The organism is Streptomyces sp. NBC_01669 (assembly GCF_026339735.1).
GTDB classification, from domain to species: Bacteria; Actinomycetota; Actinomycetes; order Streptomycetales; family Streptomycetaceae; genus Streptomyces; species Streptomyces yanii.
The window spans coordinates 1,375,697-1,393,225 of the sequence record NZ_JAPEQG010000001.1 but is presented as its reverse complement, the minus strand read 5'-3'; the positions used below and the strand labels follow the sequence as shown (position 1 = coordinate 1,393,225).

The following is a 17,529-nucleotide window of genomic DNA, read 5'->3' as shown; positions in this document are numbered from 1 at the left end:
CAGGGCGGGTAACCGAGCCGCAGCTTCGGCGGGCTCGTCCTGCTCGGTGCCCTCCTGGTCGTGGCGGGCCTGGCCGGTCCCGTCTGCACCGGGGTCGGTGGCCGCCGCGTCGTCCCGCTGGTTTCGGACCGGACGGCGACCGAGGAACTGCCGGACAAGCCCTCAGAAGAAGATCAGAACCAGTCCGAGAACTGACGCTGTCATACTCATTCGAAAAAATTCTGTCGATAGAGGTCGACTTCTGTTCAGTGGCACGGCCCGGACCAACTACTCCCCGCACTCTGTACTTCGACGTGCAGTGACTGTCGAGTCGAGAGCGGGTGCGGGAACTATGGAGAGCCGCGGGAGTGTCCCCGCCAGGCCCGTGTCGTACGAGGGAGTCTGGCGGTTCACCGCGCCGGCCGTCGACGTCTCCGTACCGCAGGCCCGGCACGCCGTACGCGATCTGCTGAACCGCCAGGGCGTGCCCATGGACGAGGGCATCACCCAGGGCCTGCTGCTCATCGTCTCCGAGCTGGTCACCAACGCCGTGAAGCACGCCGCTCTGCTCTCCCCGGAGCTCGCGGTCGAGGTGGCCGTCGGTGCCGAATGGGTCAGAGTCTCCGTCGAGGACAACCACCCGTACCGGCCCACGGCGCTGGAGACGGACTACGCGCAGACGGGCGGGCGCGGGCTGCTGTTGGTCCGGGAGATCACGAACGAGGCAGGCGGCACCTGCGATGTGGAGCACACCGCCGGCGGCGGAAAGGTCATCTGGGCGGCACTGCCGCTGACCCCGTTCCTCTGACCCCCCCACCCGTCCCGCGCCCGCCGTTCGGTTCGCCGCTACCAGCCCGCGGACGGGCCGGTCAGCTCCCTGATCGCCGGGCGCGCGGCATCGAGCACCGTCATGAACCACGCCGAGAACGGTGCCTCGGCATGCCGCTTCGCCAGTTCGTCGGCGGCCACGAACGCCGTCTCGCCGACCTCCTCCGGGTCCGGCTGCAGCTCCGCCTGCGCCATGCCGACGAAGAGGTGGTTGAACTCCTGCTCCACCAGGCCCGATGCCGGGTCGGGGTGGTTGTAGCGGACGGTGCCCGCCTCGGCCAGCAGCGAGGGCGAGATCCCGAGCTCCTCGTACGTACGCCGGGCGGCGGCGGTGAAGGGTGCCTCGCCCGGGTACGGGTGGCCGCAGCAGGTGTTCGACCAGACACCGGGGGAGTGGTACTTGCCGAGCGCCCGGCGCTGCAGCAGCAGTCTGCCCTGCTCGTCGAAGAGGAACACGGAGAATGCCCGGTGCAGTTGACCGGGTGCCTGGTGGGCGGCGAGCTTCTCCGCCGTGCCGATGGTGGTGCCGTTCTCGTCGACCAGTTCGAGCATGATCGCTTCTGCTGTGCCGTTCGACGAGCTGTTCGCCGCGGTGGCTGGTGTGGTCGGCATACCCATCCTTCGCTATGGTCCCCGGCCTGGTGCGCCGGTCCCCTCGAGTCTGCTCAAGTCTGCCGTACAAAAGCGGCTTGTCCGTACTTCGGGTCCTGGCATGTCCGGCCCCGCCGCACCTGGTGGATGCGGCGGTACCGGACAGCACGTCAGATCCCGAATGCCGCCGGATACTGGATCGTGCCCGTCGGTACGGGCATGGAATCGTCGAGGACCAGAGCCATCATCGCCTCGTCCGGCACCTCGAAGCCCGCCAGGATCCCGAACCGGGACGCCGGTACGAAGCCGAATCGCGGGTAGTAGTCGGGATGCCCGAGCACCAGGACGAGTGACTCGCCCCGCAGTCGGGCCGCGTCCAGCACGGCCCGCACCACCGCCTGACCCGCACCCTGCCGCCGGCGGTCCGGGGCCGTCGCCACGGGGGCCAGTGCGAGCGCCGGTGCGTCACCCACCCGGCACCGGGTCAGCAGGGCGTACGCCGCGATGTCCCCGGTCCCTCCGGTTTCCCGTGCCACGTAGGACAGACCGGGCAGCCAGGCCTGTGGATCGGTGCGCAGCGCGTCGACGAGACGGGCCTCGTCCGGAGTCGGAAAGGCTGCCGCATTGACCGCGTGCACCGCATCGATGTCCGCCGTCGTCTCCGGCCGGGTGGTCCAGCGGGGGTCGGCGGGGCGCAGGACGTACGCGGCATAGCCGTACTCCGTACCGTGGTCGCGGCGCATGGCCAGTTCCTCCCGGGTGGATGCGAGCGCCCACGCCATGCCGGGCGTCGACGGGTCGGCGGCCGCGACCTTCTCGGCGAGCGGCACGTAGTACTCGTCCCAGTCGCTCTCGGGCTGCACCCGCGCCCCGAGGACGTGATAGCCCGCCGCGACGGCCCGCGCCGTCTGTGCGGACACCGGGAGCATCGGGCCGTCCTGGTCCCAGAAGGCACGCGCCTCGTCCGACGGCGCGTCCGTCGTCCAGACGCAGTGACTGACCACCAGGGAGCCGCCCGGGGCGAGCAGCCGCTTCCAGTCCCGCAGCGCGGTGTCGAAGCCGATGATGTACGCGGACCCCTCGGCCCAGACCAGATCGAACGACGCGTCCGCGAAGTCCGGGGTACCCGGGCCGGAAAGCCTGCCCATGTCGGCGTGGACGGTACGGATCCGGTCGCCGAGCCCGCGCGCCTCCGCGGACGCGCGCAGCTCGTCGAGGAACGGCTGATGGGTGTCTACGGCCGTCACCTCGGCGCCGGCTTCGGCGGCGAGCAACAGCGCGGCACGGCCGGGACCGCAGCCCAGATCGAGGACGCGCGGACGCCGCGGCAGCCGGCCGGTGCGGGCCAGCATCCACCGGGTGGTGGCGTCGGAGCCGGGGCTCTGCCGGGGCAGGTGGTGGTGCAGGGAGAAGAACGCCTCGTAACGGGCGGTGTGATCGTTGTCGGTCAACGTGGGAAACCCTTGAGTGAGAGGGTTCCGGCCAACGTGGCGACTCGGCGTGCGTGAGCCGGGGTGCTAGCCGGGAACCCGGGAGCTGAAGAAGGACCGGATGCTGCGCCGGGCAAGCGCCGTCGCGACGGTCATCAACCTCAGCTCCTCTCTCAGGCAGGGGGAGGCACGTATGCCTCTGCGCAGGACCCTACACCCGCTCCAGGACGGCAGTTCGGGTATCGCGCTGAATTGCCGTTCAGTGACAGAGCTTGGCCTCGTGCTCCGCGTGCCCGCTCGGCTCCAGCTGGAACGTGCAGTGCTCGACGTCGAAGTGGTCGCCGAGACAGCCCTGCAGCTCGTGCAGCAGCTTCTCGTGCCCCATCGAGTCGAGCAGCTCCTGCTGCACCACCACATGGGCGGAGAGCACCGGCATCCCCGAAGTGATGGTCCAGGCATGCAGGTCATGGACGTCCAGCACCCCGGGCAGGGCGGTGATGTGGGCCCGTACCTCGCCCATGTCGACGCCCTTGGGGGCCGACTCCAGCAGCACATTGAGCGTCTCCCGGAGCAGCTTGACCGTACGGGGGACGATCATCAGGCCGATCAGCAGCGAGGCGATCGGGTCGGCGGCCTGCCAGCCGGTGGCCAGGATGATGCCGGCCGAGACCAGCACGGTGACCGAGCCGAGCGCGTCCGCGAGCACCTCCAGATAGGCGCCGCGCACATTGAGGCTGTCCTTCTGCCCGCGCATCAGCAGCGACAGGGAGACCATGTTGGCGGCCAGGCCGACGAGGGCGAAGACGATCGTCAGCCCGCCCCGGGTCTCGGCGGGCGTGACGAAGCGCTCGACCGCTTCGTAGAGCAGGTAGCCGCCCACACCGAGCAGCAGCAGGCAGTTGGCCAGAGCGGCGAGGATCTCGGCCCGGGCGTAGCCGAAGGTCCGGTTGAGCCCGGCCGGCTTGTTGGCGAAGTGGATCGCCAGCAGCGCCATGCCCAGCCCCAGCGCATCGGTCGCCATATGGGCGGCGTCGGCGATCAGCGCGAGCGAGTCGGAGAGCAGACCACCGATGATCTCCACGACCATCACGGTGAGTGTGATGCACAGCGCGATGCGCAGCCGTCCCTTGTACGCGGCGGTCGCGGTGCCGGTGGGCGGCGGCCCGCCGTGCGAGTGTCCGTGATCGTGCCCAGCTCCCATGGGGACGCCTCCGGTCGTCTTGCGGAACCGGACCCGTATCGGCCCGAGAAGGCCAGTGAACTACGGGTAGGGGGTATCGGGCAACACGGCACTGAACACCGTTGTCATGTGCCCTGACCTGCGGAAATGGTGGCAGGTCAGGGCGGTGCAACGCTCAGGCGCGGATCATGAGGCGAGCGCCTCGGGGTGGCGCAGGCACCAGCCCTCCCAGGCCGACTCGACCATGTCCCGCACCCCGAGCCGGGCCGTCCAGCCCAGCTCCTCGGACATCCGGGCGGCGGAGGCGACTGCCCTGGCCGCGTCGCCGGGCCGACGCGGCTCGGTCTCCGGTTTGATCGGGTGGCCGGTGACCTCGCCCACCAGATCAGCGAGCTCGCGCACCGAGACGCCCTCGCCGCGGCCGATGTTCACGGTCAGGTCCCCGGGGCTGTCCTGCCCGGCGAGTCTGCGGGCCGCAGCGAGATGCGCGTCGGCGAGATCGGCGACGTGGATGTAGTCGCGGATGCAGGTCCCGTCCGGCGTCGGATAGTCGTCGCCGAAGATCCGGGGGGCCTCGCCGCGGGTCAGCCGGTCGAAGAACATCGGAATGACATTGAAGACGCCCGTGTCCGAGAGTTCCGGCGCGGCCGCTCCCGCCACATTGAAGTAGCGCAGGCAGCCGGTGGACAGGGAGTGCGCCCGCCCGGTCGCCCGGACCAGCCACTCCCCGGCGAGCTTGGTCTCACCGTACGGATTGATCGGGGCGCAGGGAGTCTCCTCGGTAATGAGTTCCACGTCCGGTACGCCGTACACGGCGGCCGAGGAGGAGAAGAGGAAGCTCCGCACACCGGCGGCGACCACGGCCTCCAGCAGGACGGTCAGCCCCGACACGTTCTCCCGGTAGTAGTGCAGCGGCTTCTCGACGGATTCGCCCACCTGTTTCTTCGCTGCGAGATGCACCACACCCGTCACCGTGTGCCTGGCGAGCGTGCGGTCGAGCAGCGCGCGATCGGCGGTCGAGCCGCGGATCAGCGGTACATCGGCCGGGATCCGGTCGCGGATGCCGGTCGAGAGGTCGTCGAGCACGACCACCCGCTCCCCGGCAGCCGCCATGGCCCGCACCACATGTGCCCCGATATATCCCGCTCCGCCTGTGATCAGCCATGTCATACCCGTCAGCCTAGGTCTATGCCGCTGCGGCGTGTGAGCCGAGGGGGAGCCCGGTACCCCCGCGGTTTGTGAGCCGGGGCCGGGATCGACGATGATGATCGCGGGCGGCGCCGCATGATGCCGGTCCGCCCCGAACGGAGCACAAACGGGCAGTGAACTCCCGCTTCCGTTCATCCGATAGCCTCTGCCGACGTGCCGCCGGCCCGCATCCGGGCCGCACTGTCGCGCGCCGACCCTGTCAGCACCAAGGAGTGAGTTCGTCTGTCGACCGCCATCCTCACCGGTGCATCGGTACCCGGATCGTCGCTCGCGGACGATCTGAGGTCGCTGGGCTTCGACGTGCAGACCGCCGCTGATGTCACCGAGGCCGCCGAGCTGCTCTCCGCAGCCCCTGCCGACGCCCGCGTCGCGCTCGTCGATCCCCGCTTCGTCGGACACGTCCACGCCCTTCGGCTCGGACTGACCGACCCCCGCTTCCCCGCCGCCACCGTCCCCGGTGCGCTCACCGCACAGCCGGAGGCGCGCCCCGCGCTCGCCCGCGCCCTGCGCAGCACCACCGCGGCCATCGGTGCGGGCGTCCCGCTGGGACGGGCCGGCGGCGCGGACACCGTGCCCGTCACCGACCGCACCGTGCCGGGCCGTCTCGCCGTCGCGCTGGAGGCCGAGGGCACCGCCGTGCAGCGCCCGGAGCTCGGCTCGCTCGTCGCGGCCGTCCCCGTCGACCAGGCCGCCCGCGCCACCGCCCAGTCCGCTGTGGACGCGGTCGACGACGAGGCGGTACGGCTGCGCAGCGCCGTGAAGGCCCGCGACGGCTTCTTCACCACCTACTTCATCAGCCCGTACTCGCGCTACATCGCCCGCTGGTGCGCGCGCCGCGGCCTCACGCCGAACCAGGTCACCACCGCCTCCCTGCTCACCGCGCTGATCGCGGCGGGCTGCGCGGCGACCGGCAGCCGCGGCGGGTACATCGCCGCGGGACTGCTGCTGCTCTTCTCCTTCGTCCTGGACTGCACCGACGGGCAGCTCGCCCGCTACTCGCTGCAGTACTCGACGATGGGCGCCTGGCTGGACGCCACGTTCGACCGGGCCAAGGAGTACGCGTACTACGCGGGCCTCGCCCTCGGCGCGGCCCGCAACGGCGACGACGTATGGGCGCTCGCCCTCGGCGCGATGGTGCTGCAGACCTGCCGTCATGTCGTCGACTTCTCGTTCAACGAGGCCAACCACGACGCGGTCGCCAATTCGAGCCCGACGGCAGCCCTCTCCGACAAGCTCGACAGCGTCGGCTGGACGGTCTGGCTGCGCCGGATGATAGTGCTGCCGATCGGCGAGCGCTGGGCGATGATCGCCGTGCTGACCGCGGTGACGACCCCGCGGATCGTCTTCTACGCTCTGCTGATCGGCTGCTCCGTCGCCGCCTGCTACACCACCGCCGGCCGCCTGCTGCGCTCGCTGACCCGCAAGGCGCAGCGCACCGACCGGGCCGCCCAGGCGCTCGCCGACCTCGCGGACTCCGGGCCGCTGGCCGGCCTCGTCGCGGCGAGGGGACCCCGCATCCGGGGCGGGTGGGCCGCCCCGGTGGTGGCCCTCGTCGGTGCGGCCGCCCTGATCGCCGCCGCTCTGCTGCAACCGTTCGGCAGTCGGCAGATGATCGTCGCCGCGGTGTTCTACGCGGTCTGCTCCGGCGTCGCCGTCGCCCGTCCCCTCAAGGGCGCACTCGACTGGCTCGTGCCCCCGATATTCCGGGCGGCGGAGTACTGCACGATCCTTGCTCTGGCCGCCCGCAGTGATGTCGATCAAGCCCTTCCTGCGGCTTTCGGACTGATTTCGGCCGTCGCCTACCATCACTACGACACGGTGTACCGCATTCGCGGGGGCACCGGCGCGCCGCCCCGGTGGCTGGTGCGAACGATCGGTGGGCACGAGGGCCGGACCCTGGTGGTGGCCGTACTCGCCGCCGTACTCACTCAGCATTCAGGTTTCACCGTGGCACTCACCGCTTTCGCGGTGGCCGTGGCCGTGGTGGTGCTTGCCGAGTCCATCCGCTTCTGGGTGTCCTCCGGAGCACCTGCCGTTCACGACGAAGGAGAACCCGCATGATCGGCCTCGTACTCGCAGCCGGTGCAGGACGGCGTCTGCGCCCCTACACCGACACGCTTCCGAAGGCCCTCGTGCCGGTCGACGGCGAGAAGACCGTGCTCGACCTGACGCTCGCCAACTTCGCGGAGATCGGCCTCACCGAGGCCGCGATCGTCGTCGGCTACCGCAAGGAGGCCGTGTACGACCGCAAGGCCGAGCTGGAGGCGAAGTACGGCCTGACGCTCACTCTTGTCGACAACGACAAGGCCGAGGAGTGGAACAACGCCTACTCCCTGTGGTGTGCCCGTGAGGTCCTGAAGCGGGGCGTCATCCTCGCCAATGGCGACACCGTGCACCCGGTGTCCGTGGAGAAGACGCTTCTCGCCGCCCGCGGCAACGGACAGAAGATCATCCTCGCCCTCGACACGGTGAAGAACCTCGCCGACGAGGAGATGAAGGTCATCACCGACGGCGACAAGGGCGTCCAGCGGATCACCAAGCTGATGGACCCGACCACGGCGACCGGCGAGTACATCGGCGTCACCCTGATCGAGCCCGAGGCCGCCGAGGAGCTGGCCGACGCCCTGAAGGCGACGTTCGAGCGCGACCCCGACCTCTACTACGAGGACGGCTACCAGGAGCTCGTCAACCGCGGCTTCACCGTCGACGTGGCCCCCATAGGCGAAGTGACGTGGGTCGAGATCGACAACCACGACGACCTCGCGAAGGGCCGTGAGATCGCGTGCCTGTACTGACCCGGCTCATCCCGTCCCCGGTCGTCGTCGACATCCGCGGCGGCGCCCTGGACGACCTGGCCGGCCTCCTCGCCGACCAGCGGATCTCCTCCTCCGGCAAGCTCGCCGTCGCGATCAGCGGCGGCTCGGGCCGGGTCCTGCGCGAGCGGCTGTCCCCGGTGCTGCCGGGCGCCCACTGGTATCAGGTCGCCGACGGCACGATCGACTCCGCCGTGCGGCTCGCCGACGAGATCAAGGGCAACCGGTACGACGCCGTGGTCGGCCTCGGCGGCGGCAAGATCATCGACGTGGCGAAGTACGCCGCGGCGCGCGTCGGCATGCCGATGGTCGCGGTCGCGACGAACCTCTCGCACGACGGTCTCTGCTCGCCCGTGGCGACCCTGGACAACGACAACGGACGGGGCTCGTACGGGGTCCCCACCCCGATCGCCGTCGTCATCGATCTCGACATCATCCGCGAGGCGCCCACCCGCTTCGTCCGTTCCGGCATCGGCGACGCGGTCTCCAACATTTCCTGCGTGGCCGACTGGGAGCTCGCCCACGACGTCAAGGGCGAGGAGATCGACGGGCTGGCGGCCGCCATGGCCCGGCAGGCGGGTGAGGCCGTGCTGCGCCACCCCGGCGGGGTCGGCGACGACGCCTTCCTGAAGGTGCTCGCCGAGGGCCTGGTGCTCACCGGCATCTCCATGTCGGTCGCCGGGGATTCCCGGCCTGCCTCGGGCGCCTGTCACGAGATCAACCACGCCTTCGACCTGCTGTACCCCAAGCGCGCTGCCAGCCACGGCGAGCAGGTCGGCCTCGGCGCCTGCTTCGCCATGTACCTGCGAGGTGCGCGCGAGGAGTCGCTGCTCATGGTGACCACCCTGCGCCGGCACGGGCTGCCGGTCCTGCCCGAAGACATCGGCTTCACCGCCGACGAGTTCGTCCAGGCCGTCGACTACGCCCCGCAGACACGTCCGGGACGCTTCACGATCCTCGAACACCTCAACCTGTCCACCGACCAGATCAGGGACGCGTACGCCGACTATGCCAAGACCATCAGTAGCTGAACTCCGTCCGGTCGTTCACCCGGAGGGTGTGAAGGACCGGCGCAGCGGTGAACACTGGGCCGGGCGCATGTACATGCGGGAGATCTCGCTGCACATAGACCGGTACCTGGTGAACACCAAGATCACGCCGAACCAACTGACCTACCTGATGACGGTCTGCGGCGTCCTCGCCGCCCCGGCCCTGCTGGTGCCCGGGATCGCGGGCGCCGTCCTCGGGGTGGTGATGGTCCAGCTCTATCTGCTGCTCGACTGCATCGACGGCGAGATCGCCCGTTGGAAGAAGCAGTTCTCGCTCGGCGGCGTCTACCTGGACCGCGTCGGCGCCTACCTCTGCGACGCCGCGGTGCTGGTCGGCTTCGGGCTGCGCGCGGCTGATCTGTGGGGCTCCGGGCGGATCGACTGGCTGTGGGCCTTCCTCGGCACCCTCGCCGCCCTCGGCGCTGTCCTGATCAAGGCCGAGACCGACCTCGTCGGCGTCGCCCGTCACCAGGGCGGACTGCCGCCCGTCAAGGAGGCGGCGTCGGAGCCGCGCTCGTCCGGTCTGGCACTGGCCCGCAAGGCCGCCGCGGCGCTGAAGTTCCACCGCCTGGTGCTCGGGATCGAGGCATCCCTGCTGATCCTGGTCCTGGCGGTCCTGGACGCGGTCAGGGGCGACCTGTTCTTCTCCCGGCTCGGCGTCGCCGTGCTGGCCGGTATCGCCCTCGTACAGACGCTGCTGCACCTGGTGTCGGTCCTGGCGTCGAGCAGGCTGAAGTGAGCCCCATGAAGCTCGGCGCGGTCATCATCACGATGGGCAACCGTCCTGACGAACTGCGCGCCCTCCTCGATTCGGTCGCCAAGCAGGACGGCGACCGGATCGAGGTGGTGGTCGTCGGCAACGGCGCGCCGGTCCCGGACGTCCCCGCGGGTGTACGGACCGTCGAGCTCCCTGAGAACCTCGGCATCCCCGGCGGCCGCAACGTCGGCATCGAGGCGTTCGGCCCGTCCGGCGCCGACGTCGACGCGCTGCTCTTCCTCGACGACGACGGACTGCTGCCGCTGACCGACACCGCCGAGCTGTGCCGGCAGGCGTTCGAGCAGGACCCGAAGCTGGGGATCATCAGCTTTCGGATCGCCGACCCGGACACCGGCGTGACCCAGCGCCGCCACGTGCCACGGCTGCGCGCCGCCGACCCGATGCGCTCGTCGCGGGTGACGACCTTCCTGGGCGGCGCCAACGCCGTCCGTACCCAGGTTCTCGCCGAGGTCGGCGGGCTGCCGGGCGACTTCTTCTACGCGCACGAGGAGACGGATCTCGCCTGGCGGGCACTGGACGCCGGCTGGATGATCGACTACCGCGCGGACATGGTTCTCAACCACCCGACCACCGCCCCGTCCCGGCACGCGGTCTACCACCGCATGGTGGCCAGGAACCGGGTCTGGCTGGCGCGCCGCAATCTGCCCGCGCCCCTGGTCCCCGTCTACCTCGGCGTCTGGCTGCTGCTGACGCTGCTCCGCAAGCCCTCGGGCCCCGCGCTGAAGGCATGGTTCGGCGGCTTCCGGGAAGGCTGGACCAAGCCCTCCGGACCACGCCGTCCGATGAAGTGGCGCACGGTGTGGCGGCTGACCAGACTCGGCCGACCTCCCGTGATCTGAGAAGCTCTCCTCTGAGAGCATGAGGCGTATTTTTTTCTTGGGACCTGTCCGCCTGAACCGCGACCGCGACTGGCTGCGCATCTTGAATACGAGAGTTTCATCTGGTGAGTGACACAACCCATGACGGTGCGGTCGCGCTGAGCACCCCGCCATCCGCCGACGACGGCCTGAGCGCCGCCGCACTGGCAGGCAAGTACGGCCTGACGGTGAGCGGCGCCCGGCCCGGGCTGTTCGAGTACGTCCAGCAGCTCTGGGGCCGCCGCCACTTCATCATGGCGTTCTCCCGCGCCAAGCTGACCGCCCAGTACAGCCAGGCCAAGCTCGGCCAGCTGTGGCAGGTGGCCACGCCGCTGCTCAACGCCCTGGTCTACTACTTGATCTTCGGGCTGATCCTGGGCACCAGGAAGGGCATGACCCAGGAGGTCTTCATCCCCTTCCTGGTGACGGGCGTCTTTGTCTTCACCTTCACGCAGAGCTCGGTGACCGCGGGCGTGCGGGCGATCTCGGGCAACCTCGGACTGGTCCGAGCCCTGCACTTCCCCCGCGCGTCGCTGCCCATCTCGTTCTCGCTGCAGCAGCTCCAGCAGTTGCTGTTCTCGATGATCGTGCTGGCGGTCGTGGCGATCGGCTTCGGCAGCTACCCGTCGCTCTCCTGGCTGCTGATCGTTCCCGCGCTGGTCATGCAGTTCGTCTTCAACACCGGCCTGGCCCTGATCATGGCCCGGCTCGGCAGCAAGACCCCCGACCTCGCCCAGCTGATGCCGTTCATCATGCGCACCTGGATGTACGCGTCCGGTGTCATGTTCTCCATCCCGGTCATGCTCAAGGACAAGCCGGAGTGGATCGCGAGCGTGCTGCAGTACAACCCGGCGGCGATCTACATGGACCTGATCCGCTTCGCGCTGATCGACGGCTACGGCTCCGAGAACCTGCCGCCGCACGTCTGGATCGTCGGGCTTGTTTGGTCGGTCTTCATCGGCCTCGCGGGCTTTGTGTACTTCTGGAAGGCAGAGGAACGGTACGGCCGTGGCTGAGGACAACACTTCGGGGCGCATCCCCACCGTCATCGCCGACGATGTGCACATCGTGTACCGGGTCAACGGCGCCGGCGGAGGCAAGGGCAGTGCCACCGCGGCGCTGAGCCGGATAGTGCGCCGCGGCAAGGGCGAGGCGCGCGGAGTCCGGAAGGTGCACGCCGTCCGCGGTGTCTCCTTCACCGCCTACCGGGGCGAGGCCATCGGTCTCATCGGCACCAATGGCTCCGGCAAGTCGACCCTGCTGCGGGCCATCGCCGGTCTGCTGCCGACCGAGCACGGCAAGGTGTACACGGACGGACAGCCGTCGCTGCTCGGCGTGAACGCGGCGCTGATGAGCGATCTGACCGGCGAACGGAACGTGGTGCTCGGCGGGCTCGCGATGGGCATGACGCGTGAGGAGATCCGCGAGCGCTACCAGGGGATCGTCGACTTCTCGGGCATCAACGAGAAGGGCGACTTCATCACCCTCCCCATGCGGACGTACTCCTCCGGTATGGCCGCCCGGCTCCGGTTCTCCATCGCCGCCGCCAAGAACCACGACGTCCTCATGATCGACGAGGCGCTGGCCACCGGTGACCGCAAGTTCCAGATCCGCTCCGAGAAGCGCATCCGCGAGCTGCGCAAGGAGGCGGGCACGGTCTTCCTGGTCAGCCACAGCAACAAGTCCATCAGGGACACCTGCGACCGGGTGCTCTGGCTGGAGAAGGGCGAGCTGCTGATGGACGGCCCGACCGACGAGGTCCTCAAGGCGTACGAGCGGGAGACCGGGAAGTAGGCGCTCCGCCGTCCCCCTCACGGCAGCGGCCTCCGCCGGAGCATTCCGGCGGAGGCCGCTGCCGTGTCCGGATCGTGGGCATCCGGCGCGCGTGCACGGGGCTCTGCGCCACGCCAGGGGCGATCTCCTCCCGGCGGATGACGTCAATTTCCTTGCGCACGGGGAAGGTTGGCGGGAAAGGCAGCGTTGTTGCAGTGCGCACTGCACCCGGGCGTATGGCTGAGCGTTGTACAACGTAAGCTGTACCGGTGCTGATTCGTAGCAAGTGGGGCGATACCGCCTGGGAGTACCGACCCTAGACGGTCCTCCGCACTCGGGAGAGCGGGCGGCGTGTCCGGAATGGGATGTTTTGGGTCGGCAGTGTAGAACGGGAGATGTGACGGCAATGACGGAAAATCTCCAGCTCCGAGGTGTATATGCCGTCCCCGCGCCGGGCGGTCCGTGGTGACTCGTACCCGGCAGGCGCGCCATGACGCCGCCGTACCCGCCACGCTCGACAAGGCCGCGGACGAGAACTTCCCTGTGGCCCCGTTCTTTCTGCCGCGCGCGTGGCGTAACGATCTGATGGCCGTGTACGGATATGCCCGTCTCGTCGACGACATCGGCGACGGGGACCTCGCCCCCGGTGGCGCCGACGCCCGCCACCTCGGACTCGATCCGGCAGAGGCCGATGACCGGCTCGCGATGCTCGACGCCTTCGAGGCCGATCTGCACCGCGTCTTCGACCCCGCGGGCGACAGCCCGCGCCACCCGCTGCTCCGCGCACTGCGCCCCACCGTGCGGCGCTGCGCGCTCACCCCCGAACCGTTCCTCGGGCTCATCGAGGCGAACCGGCAGGACCAGAAGGTCCGGCGGTACGGAACGTACGAGGAACTGCTCGCCTACTGCGAGCTCTCCGCCAATCCCGTCGGCCGGCTGGTCCTCGGGATCACCGGGACTGCGAGTCCCGAGCGGATCCGTCGCTCCGACGCCGTCTGCACCGCCCTGCAGATCGTCGAGCACCTCCAGGACGTCACCGAGGACCTCGGTCGCGACCGGATCTATCTGCCGGCCGAGGACATGGCCCGGTTCCATGTCACCGAGGCCGACCTCGCAACCCCCTCCGGGGGCGCATCGGTGCGCGCACTGGTTGCATACGAAGCAGAACGCGCCCGGAACCTGCTGAATGAAGGCACCCCCCTCGTGGGTAGCGTCCACGGCAGGCTCAAGCTGCTTCTCGCCGGATTTGTGGGAGGGGGGCGCGCCGCCCTCACCGCGATCGCGGCCGCCGGGTTCGACGTACTGCCCGGACCGCCCAAGCCCACCAAGCCCAGCCTGCTGCGCGAGGTGGGAGTTGTCTTGCGAAGAGCGCGTAGAGAGGGGTGAGCCGGACCGTGGAGGGACAGACGACGTACATGTCGGCGCCGGTGCAGGCCGCATACAGTTACTGCGAGGCCGTCACCGGACAGCAGGCGCGTAACTTCGCGTACGGAATCAGGCTGCTGCCCACCGAGAAGCGGCAGGCCATGTCGGCGTTGTACGCCTTCTCCCGCCGGGTCGACGACATCGGCGACGGAGAGCTGGACCGGGAGACCAAGCGGACCCGGCTGGAGGGCACCCGCACACTCCTGGACCGGATCCGGGACGGCGCGGTCGAGGAGGACGACACCGACCCGGTGGCTGTCGCGCTCGCCGACGCCGCACGCCGGTTTCCGCTGCCGCTCGGTGGGCTCGACGAGCTGATCGACGGCGTGCTGATGGACGTGCGCGGCGCGACGTACGAGACGTGGGACGACCTCAAGGTCTACTGCCGGTGTGTCGCCGGAGCCATCGGGCGGCTCAGCCTGGGCGTCTTCGGGACGGAACCGGGTGCGCCCGGCGCGGACCGGGCCGCGGAGTACGCCGACACGCTCGGCCTCGCCCTGCAGCTCACCAACATCCTCCGCGACGTCCGCGAGGACGCGGGCAACGGGCGTACGTATCTGCCGTCCGACGACCTTGCCAAGTTCGGCTGCTCCGCCGGTTTCCACCGGGCCACACCGCCGCCGGGCTCCGACTTCGCGGGCCTGGTCCACTTCGAGGTCCGGCGCGCCCGTGCCCTCTTCGCCGAGGGCTACCGGCTGCTGCCGATGCTGGACCGCCGCAGCGGCGCCTGCGTCGCCGCCATGGCCGGTATCTACCGGCGGCTGCTCGACCGGATCGAGCGCGACCCGGAGGCGGTGCTGCGCGGTCGGGTCTCGCTGCCGGGCCACGAGAAGGCGTATGTCGCGGTGCGTGGCCTGTCGGGTCTGGACGCGCGGTACATTTCGCGCCGGACGGCCCGGGGGCGTGTCTGATGCGTATCGAGGACAACTCGCGCAACATGTGCATCACGGACATCCGGTCTCTTCGGCGGGCAACCCTCCGACGGGATGACGCGTCCCTGACTGAAACGACGTGCCTGACCGACATGACCAGCCCAGCCGGTTCGACCCGGCGGAAACGGAGGGGGGACGCATGACCGACGAGGCCCTGCGCTCCTCCCGCGCCGTCGTGATCGGCGGCGGACTCGCCGGCATCACCGCGGCCCTCCGTCTCGCCGATGCCGGGCTTGACGTGACCCTGCTCGAAGGACGGCCCCGGCTCGGCGGACTCGCCTTCTCCTTCCGTCGCGGCGAACTGACGGTCGACAACGGGCAGCATGTCTATCTGCGCTGCTGCACCGCTTACCGCTGGTTCCTCGACCGGGTCGACGGCGCCCGTCTGGCACCCCTGCAAAACCGTTTGGACGTGCCCGTTCTCGACGTCGGACGCTCTTCGGGGCCCCGGCTCGGACGGCTGCGCCGCAATGCGCTTCCCGTCCCGTTCCACCTCGCCGCCGGACTCGCCGGCTATCCGCACCTCTCGCTCGCCGAACGGGCGTCCGTCGGACGTGCCGCGCTGGCACTCGGCCGCCTCGACCCGGACGACCCGGCGCTCGACACCATCGACTTCGGCAGCTGGCTGGCCCGGCACGGACAGTCCCCGCGCACCATCGAGGCCCTCTGGGACCTGGTCGGCGTCGCCACACTCAACGCCACCGCACCGAACTCCTCCCTGGCCCTCGCCGCGAAGGTCTTCAAGACCGGACTTCTCTCCGAGCCCGGCGCCGCCGACATCGGCTGGGCGAGCGTGCCGCTCGGCGAGGTCCACGACACGCTGGCCCGCAAGGCGCTCGACTCCGCAGGCGTACGGACCGAGCTGCGCACCAAGGCCGACGGCCTCTCCCGTACCGACGACGGACGCTGGATCGTCGACACGGGCGCCGAACGGATCGAGGCGGACACCGTCGTCCTCGCCGTCCCCCAGCGGGAGACCCACGGGCTGCTGCCCGAGGGCGCACTCGACGCGCCGGACAGGCTGCTCGACATCGGCACCTCGCCGATCCTCAATGTGCACGTCGTCTACGACCGCAAGGTGCTGCGCCGCCCGTTCTTCGCCGCACTCGGCTCCCCGGTCCAGTGGGTCTTCGACCGTACGGACGCCTCCGGACTCACCGGGCCCGGGCAGTACCTCGCGATCTCCCAGTCCGCGGCCGACGACGAGATCGACCTGCCCGTCGCCGAACTGCGCCGTCGCTACCTGCCCGAACTGGAGCGGCTGCTCCCCGCCGCCCGCGGAGCCGGCATCAGGGACTTCTTCGTCACCCGGGAGCGGACGGCGACTTTCGCCCCCGCCCCCGGCGTCGGCCGGCTGCGCCCCGGGACCCGCACTCGTACCCCCGGCCTCCTTCTGGCCGGAGCATGGACGGCCACGGGCTGGCCCGCGACGATGGAGGGCGCTGTCCGCAGCGGGTTCAGCGCCGCCGGCGCCGCGCTCTCCTCGCTCGGCCGCACCCATGAACATCCGCTGCAGGAGGCGGCATGAGCAGTACCACCGGAACAAGAGGAGAGTCAGTGACCCCGGCGAATCCGGCTTTCGACACCGTGGCAGACACCGCGGACGTCACCGCGCTTCTGGAGCGCGGACGGGCCATGTCCGCTCCGGTGCTCCGGGCCGCCGTTGACCGGCTCGCACCACCCATGGACACCGTCGCCGCCTACCACTTCGGCTGGATCGACGCTCAGGGCCGCCCCGCCGACGGCGACGGCGGCAAGGCCGTCCGCCCCGCGCTCGCCCTGCTGTCCGCGGAGGCGGCGGGCGCCGCCGCCGAGGCAGGCATCCCCGGCGCCGTCGCCGTCGAACTCGTGCACAACTTCTCGCTGCTGCACGACGACCTGATGGACGGCGACGAGCAGCGCCGTCACCGCGACACCGTGTGGAAGGTGCACGGCCCCGCCCAGGCGATCCTGGTCGGCGACGCGCTCTTCGCGCTGGCCAACGAGATCCTGCTGGAGCTCGGCACGGTCGAGGCGGGCCGCGCGGCCCGCCGGTTGACCACCGCCAGCCGCAAGCTCATCGACGGGCAGGCCCAGGACATCTCCTACGAGCACCGCGAGCGGGTCACCGTCGAGGAGTGCCTGGAGATGGAGGGCAACAAGACGGGTGCCCTGCTCGCCTGCGCCGTGTCCATCGGCGCGGTGCTCGGCGGCGCCGACGACCGCACCGCCGACACCCTGGAGGCGTACGGCTACCACCTCGGCCTCGCCTTCCAGGCCGTCGACGATCTGCTCGGTATCTGGGGCGACCCGGAGTCCACCGGCAAGCAGACCTGGAGCGATCTGCGTCAGCGCAAGAAGTCCCTGCCGGTCGTCGCCGCGCTCGCCGCGGGCGGACCGGCCTCGGAGCGCCTCGGTGAACTGCTCGCCGCGGACGCCAAGAGCAGCGACTTCGACAGTTTCTCCGAGGAGGAGTTCGCCGCCCGGGCGGCGCTCATCGAGGAGGCGGGCGGCCGGGAGTGGACCGCCCAGGAGGCCCGTCGGCAGCATGCGGTCGCCATCGAGGCGCTGCACGGTGTCGACATGCCGGAAACCGTGCGGGCGCAGCTCACTGCGCTCGCGGACTTCGTCGTCGTACGAAAGAGATGATCACCATTCGCATATGACTCGCAGTCGCCGGCCGGTGCCCGTAGGGGGCGCCGGCCG

Annotated in this window: 16 protein-coding genes; 12 read left to right on the top strand and 4 right to left on the bottom strand. The window is 70.1% G+C overall.

What is annotated here, in order from left to right:
• Positions 1–331 precede the first annotated feature (331 nt).
• Positions 332–787, top strand: a complete 456-nt coding sequence (locus OG972_RS06205) for an ATP-binding protein (protein WP_266979023.1) — start codon at positions 332–334, stop codon at positions 785–787.
• Between the two features lie 38 nt (positions 788–825).
• On the opposite strand, the gene idi is transcribed toward OG972_RS06205, so the two are convergent.
• The 4 genes from idi to galE form a co-directional block, all read right to left on the bottom strand.
• Entirely contained in the window at positions 826–1,419 is a 594-nt protein-coding gene (gene idi / locus OG972_RS06200) for an isopentenyl-diphosphate Delta-isomerase (RefSeq protein WP_266979021.1), read from the bottom strand.
• Between the two features lie 149 nt (positions 1,420–1,568).
• Entirely contained in the window at positions 1,569–2,849 is a 1,281-nt protein-coding gene (locus OG972_RS06195) for a bifunctional class I SAM-dependent methyltransferase/N-acetyltransferase (RefSeq protein ID WP_266979019.1), read from the bottom strand.
• 238 nt (positions 2,850–3,087) lie between these two features.
• Entirely contained in the window at positions 3,088–4,029 is a 942-nt protein-coding gene (locus OG972_RS06190; RefSeq protein ID WP_266979017.1) for a cation diffusion facilitator family transporter, read from the bottom strand.
• Between the two features lie 165 nt (positions 4,030–4,194).
• Positions 4,195–5,178, bottom strand: coding sequence for a UDP-glucose 4-epimerase GalE (gene galE / locus OG972_RS06185; protein ID WP_266979015.1), 984 nt, complete (start codon positions 5,176–5,178; stop codon positions 4,195–4,197).
• A 339-nt stretch (positions 5,179–5,517) separates the two neighbouring features.
• Between galE and OG972_RS06180 the strand changes: the two genes are divergently transcribed.
• The 11 genes from OG972_RS06180 (at position 5,518) to OG972_RS06130 (ending at position 17,472) form a co-directional block, all read left to right on the top strand.
• Positions 5,518–7,278, top strand: coding sequence for a DUF5941 domain-containing protein (locus OG972_RS06180; RefSeq protein ID WP_266979013.1), 1,761 nt, complete (start codon positions 5,518–5,520; stop codon positions 7,276–7,278).
• Positions 7,275–8,012, top strand: coding sequence for a phosphocholine cytidylyltransferase family protein (locus tag OG972_RS06175; RefSeq protein ID WP_266979011.1), 738 nt, complete (start codon positions 7,275–7,277; stop codon positions 8,010–8,012). The genes OG972_RS06180 and OG972_RS06175 overlap by 4 nt, the downstream gene beginning before the upstream one ends.
• Positions 8,000–9,061 carry an iron-containing alcohol dehydrogenase family protein gene (locus OG972_RS06170; protein ID WP_266979009.1) on the top strand — a complete coding sequence of 354 codons (1,062 nt, stop codon included), beginning with the start codon at positions 8,000–8,002 and terminating at the stop codon, positions 9,059–9,061. The genes OG972_RS06175 and OG972_RS06170 overlap by 13 nt, the downstream gene beginning before the upstream one ends.
• A complete protein-coding gene (locus OG972_RS06165; protein WP_078840313.1) occupies positions 9,039–9,818 on the top strand; it encodes a CDP-alcohol phosphatidyltransferase family protein in 780 nt (259 codons plus the stop codon). The genes OG972_RS06170 and OG972_RS06165 overlap by 23 nt, the downstream gene beginning before the upstream one ends.
• Before the next feature lie 5 nt (positions 9,819–9,823).
• Positions 9,824–10,696, top strand: a complete 873-nt coding sequence (locus OG972_RS06160; RefSeq protein WP_266990308.1) for a glycosyltransferase family 2 protein — start codon at positions 9,824–9,826, stop codon at positions 10,694–10,696.
• 104 nt (positions 10,697–10,800) lie between these two features.
• The gene (locus OG972_RS06155) at positions 10,801–11,730 is read left to right on the top strand and encodes an ABC transporter permease (protein ID WP_266979004.1); all 930 of its coding nucleotides are present in this window, start codon (positions 10,801–10,803) and stop codon (positions 11,728–11,730) included.
• Positions 11,723–12,508, top strand: coding sequence for an ABC transporter ATP-binding protein (locus OG972_RS06150; RefSeq protein ID WP_266979002.1), 786 nt, complete (start codon positions 11,723–11,725; stop codon positions 12,506–12,508). Before OG972_RS06155 ends, OG972_RS06150 begins: the two co-directional genes overlap by 8 nt.
• Positions 12,509–12,952: 444 nt before the next feature.
• Complete coding sequence (hpnC, locus tag OG972_RS06145) at positions 12,953–13,873, top strand: squalene synthase HpnC (protein ID WP_266990306.1); 921 nt, start codon at positions 12,953–12,955, stop codon at positions 13,871–13,873.
• Between the two features lie 29 nt (positions 13,874–13,902).
• Positions 13,903–14,823, top strand: coding sequence for a presqualene diphosphate synthase HpnD (gene hpnD, locus OG972_RS06140; RefSeq protein WP_266990304.1), 921 nt, complete (start codon positions 13,903–13,905; stop codon positions 14,821–14,823).
• A 160-nt stretch (positions 14,824–14,983) separates the two neighbouring features.
• The gene (hpnE, locus tag OG972_RS06135) at positions 14,984–16,372 is read left to right on the top strand and encodes a hydroxysqualene dehydroxylase HpnE (RefSeq protein ID WP_266979000.1); all 1,389 of its coding nucleotides are present in this window, start codon (positions 14,984–14,986) and stop codon (positions 16,370–16,372) included.
• A complete protein-coding gene (locus OG972_RS06130; RefSeq protein ID WP_266978998.1) occupies positions 16,369–17,472 on the top strand; it encodes a polyprenyl synthetase family protein in 1,104 nt (367 codons plus the stop codon). Before hpnE ends, OG972_RS06130 begins: the two co-directional genes overlap by 4 nt.
• Positions 17,473–17,529 lie beyond the last annotated feature (57 nt).